General features: G+C 67.5%; 8 protein-coding genes and 1 pseudogene. 5 read left to right on the forward strand and 4 right to left on the reverse strand.

Annotated features, from left to right (window positions below):
- A pseudogene (locus tag A5752_RS27760) lies at positions 1–227 on the forward strand (hypothetical protein); the annotation flags it as partial.
- Positions 228–249: 22 nt separating this feature from the next.
- Here the strand turns inward: A5752_RS27760 and A5752_RS13560 are convergent.
- Positions 250–732 (reverse strand): mitochondrial porin family protein, encoded by a 483-nt coding sequence (locus tag A5752_RS13560; RefSeq protein WP_067086083.1) that lies wholly within the window; start codon positions 730–732, stop codon positions 250–252.
- A 47-nt stretch (positions 733–779) separates the two neighbouring features.
- Here A5752_RS13560 and A5752_RS13565 point away from each other — a divergent pair, with 47 nt between their 5' ends.
- Positions 780–1,451 carry a phosphatase PAP2 family protein gene (locus A5752_RS13565; RefSeq protein ID WP_067086086.1) on the forward strand — a complete coding sequence of 224 codons (672 nt, stop codon included), beginning with the start codon at positions 780–782 and terminating at the stop codon, positions 1,449–1,451.
- Here the strand turns inward: A5752_RS13565 and A5752_RS13570 are convergent.
- A complete protein-coding gene (locus tag A5752_RS13570; RefSeq protein ID WP_067086089.1) occupies positions 1,405–2,898 on the reverse strand; it encodes a bifunctional phosphatase PAP2/diacylglycerol kinase family protein in 1,494 nt (497 codons plus the stop codon). The genes A5752_RS13565 and A5752_RS13570 overlap by 47 nt on opposite strands.
- 107 nt (positions 2,899–3,005) lie before the next feature.
- Here A5752_RS13570 and A5752_RS13575 point away from each other — a divergent pair, with 107 nt between their 5' ends.
- Positions 3,006–3,659 (forward strand): L,D-transpeptidase family protein, encoded by a 654-nt coding sequence (locus tag A5752_RS13575; protein ID WP_067086097.1) that lies wholly within the window; start codon positions 3,006–3,008, stop codon positions 3,657–3,659.
- A gap of 1 nt (position 3,660) precedes the next feature.
- Here the strand turns inward: A5752_RS13575 and A5752_RS13580 are convergent, their stop codons facing one another.
- Positions 3,661–4,119 carry a nuclear transport factor 2 family protein gene (locus A5752_RS13580; protein ID WP_067086101.1) on the reverse strand — a complete coding sequence of 153 codons (459 nt, stop codon included), beginning with the start codon at positions 4,117–4,119 and terminating at the stop codon, positions 3,661–3,663.
- A 46-nt stretch (positions 4,120–4,165) separates the two neighbouring features.
- Here A5752_RS13580 and A5752_RS13585 point away from each other — a divergent pair, with 46 nt between their 5' ends.
- Complete coding sequence (locus A5752_RS13585) at positions 4,166–4,927, forward strand: DUF3159 domain-containing protein (RefSeq protein ID WP_156613842.1); 762 nt, start codon at positions 4,166–4,168, stop codon at positions 4,925–4,927.
- Here A5752_RS13585 and A5752_RS13590 read toward each other — a convergent pair.
- The gene (locus A5752_RS13590) at positions 4,911–6,416 is read right to left on the reverse strand and encodes an FAD-dependent oxidoreductase (protein ID WP_067086092.1); all 1,506 of its coding nucleotides are present in this window, start codon (positions 6,414–6,416) and stop codon (positions 4,911–4,913) included. The genes A5752_RS13585 and A5752_RS13590 overlap by 17 nt on opposite strands.
- 110 nt (positions 6,417–6,526) lie before the next feature.
- Between A5752_RS13590 and A5752_RS13595 the strand changes: the two genes are divergently transcribed.
- A partial coding sequence (locus tag A5752_RS13595; RefSeq protein ID WP_067086095.1) for an Hsp70 family protein occupies positions 6,527–8,063 on the forward strand: 1,537 nt, incomplete at its 3' end.

Genomic DNA, 8,063 nt, shown 5'->3' on the forward strand with positions numbered 1-8,063 from the left:
CCTACACCACCCACCCCGGCAGCCGCCTGCTGTTCCCCGACCTGTGCCAACCCACCGCAGCGGCCACCACCGACACCGACCCCGACACCGACCCCGACACCGCGCGCACCCTGAAAATGCCGCACCGCAAACGAACCCGCGCCCAAGCCCGCGACAACGCCATCACCGACGAACGCCGCCGCAACCAGCCCTACGCCGACGAACGCAACAAACCCCCACCCTTCTAGGTGACCCGTTCGAGTCCCGCCTCTAGGGGTGGTAGGGCACGCCGACCGCGCGGAACACGTACTCCGGGGGGACGTCGAAGGACAGCGATCGCCGGGGGATCCGCGCGAGCACATCCTCGGGGATGGCGACCTTGTAATTCAGCGAAAGTTGGCCGTTGAAACGGGAATCCACCGCGGCGATGTCGACATCGATGTGCATCCCCGCCGCGGACAGTTCGGCGGTGACGTTTCCCGATTGGGGAGCATCCCAGCGCTGGTCGATCGTCCGGCCCGCCAATTTCGGCACCGTAGACAGCGTGCCCAGCACCCGCTGATTGGTCACCGCGAGCGAGCCCACATAACTCGTGACATTCGCGTTCGCCCGTCGTCCCGGGATCTTGCCGCTGAACCGCCGGGTCACCGCGATGTATTCGGCGAGGAAGAGGACGCCTTCGGCCTCCACCTCGGCCCGCAGATCCTCGGGCAACCCCCCGATACGGAGCAGCTTGCGCACGAACACCGCCATGGGCAGTCACCCTAACGGCCCGTCGATCCGCGTGGTAGAGGTGGACGATGGGATCACACAGGCGCTGGCTGGTGATGTCGGCGCTGGCCGCGGTCGCGGTATACGCCGCGTTATGGGTCGGTTTCGCCCAACACTGGACATGGTTGGCCGACATCGATTCCGCCGCGCTCAACACCTTCCACCGCTATGGCGAAGGCCATCCGGGCTGGGTGCATGGGTGGGACGTCTTCTGCACCGTTCTCGGCCCGGGTGCCTTCCGCCTCGTGACCGTTGTCCTCATCGTTGTCGCCTTTGTGCGCCGCCAGATCCGGATTGCGATATTTCTGATCGTGACCGTGGAATTGGCCGGACTCGTCACCGAGATCGCCAAGGCCGCGGCCGATCGTCCCCGCCCGTCCACCGCCTTCGTCACCGCCTTGGGAACGTCGTTCCCCTCCGGCCATGCGCTCGGGGTGATCGTTGCCGTTCTCGCACTGTTGACCGTCGGACTGCCCATCGCCCGCCCGTCGGCACGCGCCGTCCTCATCGCCGCCGGCGCGATCGTCGTCATCACCATCGGCATCGGCCGCGTGGTGCTGAACGTGCACCACCCGTCGGACGTCGTGGCCGGATGGGCTTTGGGCTACGCGTATTTCGTGTTCTGTCTGCTGCTCGTGGCGCCGTCGCGTCCCGTCAGGGAAGCGGACGAAATACCGGAAGCGCCCGGTATCGCACGCTGAAGCTCGCCGTCGTGCACTCGCTTCCTACTTCGCCGTCGTGGGCGAGCAGCGTTGGCCCGTCGACCGCGGTGAACTCGAACTCGGGCACCCGCATCTCGTGATAGAACGGGCTGCGCTCGAGCCGGCCGAGCGTGACGGCGAGAAGAATTCGCAGCTTGCTGAACCGGTGGCCGGTCTCCAGGATGCGGACATCCATCAGGCCGTCGTCCATGCGGTCCCGCCTCGACGGTGCGAATCCCGAAGGCAGATAAGCCGAATTGCCGAGGAAGAACAGGAACGTCTGCAACGTCTTGTTGTCATATCGAATGCGAACCGGCTGCTCGTGCCGCAACGTGTGATGCATCGCGTAGAGCCCAGCCAGCGGCTTGCCGATCTTGTGTTCGTACTTCTCCCGCGTCCGGACGAATGCGGGGTATGCGCCGATGCTCGCGGTATTGACGACCATCTGCTTCTCGTTGAGGCACACCATGTCGACGCACGCGACGCTGCCTTGCCGAATCGCTTCGACCGTCTTTTCCACGGTGTCGCAACCGATGTCCTTCGCGAAGTGGTTGAACGTCCCGCCCGGGAACACCGCCAACGGCACGCCTGCGTCGATGGCCGCCGCCGCCGCACACGACACCGTCCCGTCGCCGCCGCCGATCGCCAGGACCTCCGCCCGCTGCGCCGCCGAACGCAGCGCGCCCGCGATGTCGTCGTCATCGGTGAGCTCCACAACCTCCGCGCGCGGCAACGCATTTCGGACGTCGTCGATGATGTCTGCTCCTGTTCCGCTGCCCGAAGCCGGGTTCACCACCAGCACCACTCCCGCACCGTCCGGCCGCGGCGGGGTGTCCACCCGCAGCGGATCGGCGGTCGGAAGCCTCGTCGGGACCGCCGGCGGCACGATCCGCCCGCCCAGCACCGCGACCGCCGCACCGAGGCCGAACCCCGCGATCACATCACCGGGGTAGTGCGCGCCCACCGCCACGCGGGACAGCCCGACGAGCCCGGCGAGCAACGCCAGCGGGAGCCCCAGGGAGGCGCTCTCCAACCCGACTCCCACCGCGAACGCGGCCGCGCTCGCGGAGTGCCCTGACGGGAACGAGTTGGACGTCGGCTGACGGCGCGTGCGGCGCACCAATGGCACGGAGGTGAACTGCGGGCGCGACCGCCGGCGGATCCGCTTGGCGCCCTGGTTGGTGATCAGGCTCGTCGCCGCCAGCGTCATCACGCCGCGCACCGCACCGCGCCGCGCACTGGGGTTGCGCGTCGCGGCCAGGGCCGCCGCGATCGCAAACCACAGCTTCGAGTGGTCGGCGGCCCGGGTCAGCGGCGGCATGAAGGTGTCGAGCAGCGGCGTCGGGGACTCGGCGATCGCGTCGAAGATCTCCCGGTCCAGCGCACCGAGACCGTGCGTGATTCGCCGAAAGCCGGCTGGGCGGCGGACCACCTGGGCAACATCCATCTCCCCAACGTATCCACCGGGATCGAAAAATAATCGTGTCATCGCAGATCAGTCGCGGGCCGCGTGGCATACGAGGAGCTCGGCGCGTCGCGACTTAGCATGTGTCGGTGCGTCGACTGCTGACCCTGCTGTGCGCGGGAATGATCGCCCTCGCGACCGCGCCGGTCGGCCGGGCGCAGACCGTTCCCTGGTTCGCGCAATCGGTGGGCAACGCCACCCAGGTGATATCCGTTGTCGGCGTGGGCGGTTCGAAGGCCAACATGGACGTCTACCAACGGACGGGGGCGGGGTGGCAACCGGTCGCGGTGGGTATCCCGGCCTGGATCGGCGCCAAGGGTATGGCGCCGGAAACCCATGACGGCGAAATGAAAACGCCGATGGGCATTTTCACGCTCGACTTCGCTTTCGGCACCGCACCCAACCCCGGCGGGGGTCTACCGTACGTGCAGGTCGGGCCCGACCACTGGTGGGACGGCGACATGAAGAGCCCGACCTACAACACCATGCAGGTCTGCAAGAAGGCCCAGTGCCCGTTCGACACCGATCCGGCCAGCGGCACCGAGAACCTCCAGATCCCGCAATACGTGCACGCCGTCGTGATGGGCGTCAACAAGGCGCGGGTCCCGGGCAACGGCGGCGCCTTCTTCCTGCACGCCACCGACGGCGGACCGACGGCCGGATGCGTGGCCATCGACGACGGTAAGCTGGTCGAGATCATGCGCTGGCTCAGGCCCGGCGCATTAATCGCGATCGCTCAGTGAGTCAGATGTTCAGTGCGCGACCGGCTTTCACCTTGAAGTTCAGCGCCTCGAGCGACATCGACGCGTCGTACGTGCGGTCGTAACCCGTCTCGCTGATCCGCCATCCGTCGGGGGTACGCCGATACCGGTCGTGGTAGAAGCCGGCACCGATCAGCATGAAGTTGAAGTCCGGTGCGATCACCCGGTCCTGCAGATACCACGTGCCCGTCGCCTCGTCGCCGTCGACGGTGATTTCGGGATGGGTGACGCGGTGTTCGGTGATGATCTCGGGACCCAGCGAGTTCCGCATGAACTTGACCAACTCGTCGCGGTTGGTGAAGTGGTGCTCCTCGCCGATCGACTCCCCGTACTTGCCCACCACGTCTTCGGTGAGGGTGTCGGCGAACTCATCCCAGTGTTTGGTGTCGAGCGCGCGCAGATAACGGAACTTCACTTGCTGGATCTCATCGATGTCACCCATGCCCGACATTGCAGCACAACACCTCCGGACCGCGTACAGTCCGGACATGAAATTCGTCGACGCCTACGTCAAATCTCCGTTCGCGGGGCTGGCGCCGTGGATCCTCATGGCTATCGTCGCAGGTCCCGGCCGTTTCGAGGAAGCCGCCTCGGCGGCACTCGGCCTCGCCTTACTCACGCTGTGGGTCGGTACCCGCCGCGGCGTGCCCGTCCACTCCCTCGAGGCGCTGACGATCGCCTACTTCGGCGTCCTCGCCGTGCTCGGCCTCCTCGCGCCGGATCGGGTGATCGACTGGCTTCAGCTGTGGTCCGGCGAACTCAGCAATATCGTGCTGGCCGTGTTCGCCGTCGGCACCCTGATCGTCCGCCGTCCGTTCACCATGGCCTACGCGAAGGACACGACGCCGCGCGAGTACTGGGACACCCCGCCGTTTCGGCGCATCAACTTCGCGATCACCGGAGCTTGGGCTGCCGCGTTCGTGGTCTCGGCCATCTCGGGCGGGATCGGTGACGCCGTCCTGCGCGACAACGACAACTTCTGGACCGCGTGGATCATCCCCATCGGCGCACTGGTCTTCGCCGCGTCGTTCACCGAGTTCTATCCCGACTACGCGACGGGGGAGTCGGACTCGTGGTCGGGCGCCATCGACTGGCTTCCGCCGTTCCTCACCGTCACCGGAATCATCGGCTGGGTCTCGGATTCGACGTCCGACACCGTCGCGATCGCGCTGATCGCGGTCGGCATCGTGGGGTCCATCGCCGTCCGCAAGTTCCTGCCGGAGAAGCCGATATCTACTGCGCCGCAGTGAGGTTGCGAGTTGCAGGTCCCTCGAGCAAGGTGCCGTCGGGCGCGAAGCGCGAGCCGTGCAGCGGGCATTCCCACGACTCGTCGGCGTCGTTCCAATTGACGATGCCGCCGAGGTGTGGGCACACCGGCGAGACGCGATATTCGCGGCCGTCGACCACACTTCGCGCCTCCAGGTCCCACGGCGGGCCGCTGACCACGCCGCCTTCTTCGGGGGTGCGGTTGAGCATGCGGGTGACCGGCGTGATCCACCCGCGGGTGAGGTAGAGCGCCACCTGCGCGTTGGTCTGCATCGCCTTCGGGATGCCCGACAACTCGTGCGGGCTCCAGCTGGCGAACGCCTCGGCCCAGTCCATCCTGCCCCCGAGGATGCGGCTCGACAGCGCGAGCGCGGCGGCGGTTCCGTTGGTCATACCCCACTTGTCGAAACCCGTTGCCACGAAGATCTTGTCGTTGCCGGGCAGGATCGGCCCCACATAGGGCAGCTCGTCGATCGGTGAGTAGTCCTGCGCCGACCAGTAATGGGTCTGCATCGCACCGGGGAAATGCAGCTTCGTCCACTGGTCGAGTTCCTGCACCGACGACGCGGGGCTCTTCTCATGGCCGACCGGATGTCCGGCCCCGCCGGCGATGAGCCGGTCGCCGTCGGGCGTCGGCGCATAACGCAGCGACCTGGTCGGCGAATCCGCGGAGATGTACATGCCCCGGGTGATGGTTCCGGGCACCTTGTAGGCCATGCAGTAGGAACGCTGCGGTTTGAGGCGGGCGAAGAAACCGCCGCGGTCCAGGATCGGGATGCCCGTCGCGAGCACACATTGATCGGTGTGCACGTCGAATTCTTCGCCATCTGTGGTCCGCACACCGAGCGCGAGCCTGTCGCCGTCGTTCGAAACCTTCTGTACCCGAACGCCTTGCGCCAGTCGTCCACCGCGCTCGTCGAGCTCGACCACCAGGCTGTCCAGCAGCGGCATCGGGTCGAACTGCGCTTGGTCGGCCAGTCGCACGGCACCATGGAACGGGAACGGCACATCGGCGTCGTCGACCCAGTCGACGTCCAAACCCGTGGCCTGACACGCCTCGAGTTCTGCACGCACCGAGGGGACACCCTTCTCGGATTGCGCATAGGTGTAGGCGTCCTCGCGCTGCACCGACAACCCGTGCGCCTCACAGTGCTGGACCAGCCACTCCTGACCCTCGCGATTGCCCTCGACGTACTGCTTCGCTGTTCCCGCGCCGTGCTTGGCGACGATCTTCGACAGTTTTGTGCTCTGCAGCAGGCTGATCTTGGCAGTGGTGTTTCCCGTTGCGCCCGCCCCGACGCGTAACGCTTCGAGCACCAACACGTCCTTGCCGGCACGCGCCAGCAGCACCGCGGTGATGAGCCCGGTGATGCCGGCCCCGACCACTACGACGTCGGCGGACCGGTCCGATTCGACCAGCGGATCGGCTGGTGCCGGGCGCTCAACGCGGTTTGCTAGCCAGAGAGATGTCATGGCATTTCAGGTACCCGTTTGGTGCACCCCAAAACGGCGGCGGCCGAACGGGGTTCGCACGGAGTGTCTGACCGGTTCGCGGTGGCCGGACGACTATCGTGTGGTCCGTTATGAGCGACCCGTTGGGGTTGTCGATCGGGACGACGAACTTGGTCGCGGTGCGCATCGGCAATCAACCCGTGATCCGTCGTTCGGTATTCGCCTTGCCGGACGGCGCGCTGATGTCTGGCTTCGTCGAGCGAGTGGGGGACGCGGTGCCTCTGGTCGCCGCCGACGGGTCATCGCACTCAGCCGACCGGCTTCTGGTCGCCGCGCTGGCGGAGCTTGTCGATGCCAGCGGCGCGGCGACCGACGACATCACGGTCGCGGTGCCGGCGCATTGGGGACCCGCCGCCCTGCGGATCGTGCGCACGGCGATGCGGAGCCATCCCGTCCTGGGGGCCGACGGAACGCGGGTGCGACTCGTTTCGGACGCCAAAGCGTCGCTCTCCGCGCTCCCGGAGCAGTCCGGCCTGCCGGCCCAGGGGGTGGTGGCGCTCGTGGACTTCGGCGGTGGCGGCACCAGCATCACGCTCGCGGATGCCGGCGATGCCTTCGAACCCATCGACGAGACCACGCGTCACACGGAGTTCTCCGGCGTCCTTGTGGATCAGGTGCTGCTTGCTCACGTTCTCGACGGACTCGCAGCGACGGGCGGGGCCGATCCCACGATTACCGCCGCGGTGGCGTCACTGTCGCGTCTGCGCGAGCAGTGCCGCGACGCCAAAGAACGTCTCTCGTTCCAGGATTCGATCGACCTCGACGCGGAGCTGCCGGGCCATCGCGCGGCGATCCGCGTGACTCGCGACGAGCTCGAGGCGCTCATCGCCACACCGTTCACCGGCGTCCTGGCTGCATTGGACGACACGTTGCAGCGCAACAGGATTGGCTGGCGAGACGTCGCCGCCTTGGTCGTTGTCGGTGGCGGAGCGGCTATTCCGTTCGTGCGACGGCGGTTGGCCGAACACTCCGGCATGTCGGTGATCGCCACGACGGGTCCGGGTGTCGACGCGGCGAGGGGCGCCGCGGTGATCGGCGCGTACACCTCGGCCGCCGAAGCCCGCACCGGCATGGCGCCCGTCGCGTCTCCGGAGGCGCCGACGGGCTTGGCCCCGGTGGCCTCCGCGGATGCTCCGACGGGCCTGGCGCCGGTGTCGCCGAACGACCCCACCGGCCTCGCACCGGTCGCGCCGGTCGACTCGCCCACCTCGGAAACCTCCAACGCGTTGGCCTGGTCGCAGGACGACGCGGCCGACGAGCCGCTGCCGTTCACCGGAGCGTACGAAGCCCCCTACGACACCGGATCGATGCGACCGCCCGTGCAGTATGTGGCCGCGACGGGGCCGATCGACGAACCCCGGCTCTGGCAGCGGATACCGGGTCTGGTGTTCGGCGTCGCGGCGGCCGTCGCGGTGGTGGCCGTCGGCGGGGTGGCGATCGCACTGACCAGCGCCACCGGCAATACCGGTGTGACCGAGGCTCCGCGCACCGGGCCTGCGCCGCCACCGTCGGCGCCGCAGCCCGAACCCGTCACCGCCGAGGCGCCGCCGCCCCCCGTCGAGACCGTCACGCTGGCACCTGTCTCTTATACACATCTCCGAGTTCGAC

This window comes from Mycobacterium sp. 852002-51961_SCH5331710, from assembly GCF_001665535.1.
In the GTDB taxonomy this organism is placed as follows: domain Bacteria; phylum Actinomycetota; class Actinomycetes; order Mycobacteriales; family Mycobacteriaceae; genus Mycobacterium.

Coding starts and splice junctions, on each gene's coding strand:
- A5752_RS13560 (WP_067086083.1), bottom strand. CDS start 732: ATGGCGGTGTTCGTGCGCAAGCTGCTCCGTATCGGGGGGTTGCCCGAG.
- A5752_RS13565 (WP_067086086.1), top strand. CDS start 780: ATGGGATCACACAGGCGCTGGCTGGTGATGTCGGCGCTGGCCGCGGTC.
- A5752_RS13570 (WP_067086089.1), bottom strand. CDS start 2,898: ATGGATGTTGCCCAGGTGGTCCGCCGCCCAGCCGGCTTTCGGCGAATC.
- A5752_RS13580 (WP_067086101.1), bottom strand. CDS start 4,119: ATGGGTGACATCGATGAGATCCAGCAAGTGAAGTTCCGTTATCTGCGC.
- A5752_RS13585 (WP_156613842.1), top strand. CDS start 4,166: ATGAAATTCGTCGACGCCTACGTCAAATCTCCGTTCGCGGGGCTGGCG.
- A5752_RS13590 (WP_067086092.1), bottom strand. CDS start 6,416: ATGACATCTCTCTGGCTAGCAAACCGCGTTGAGCGCCCGGCACCAGCC.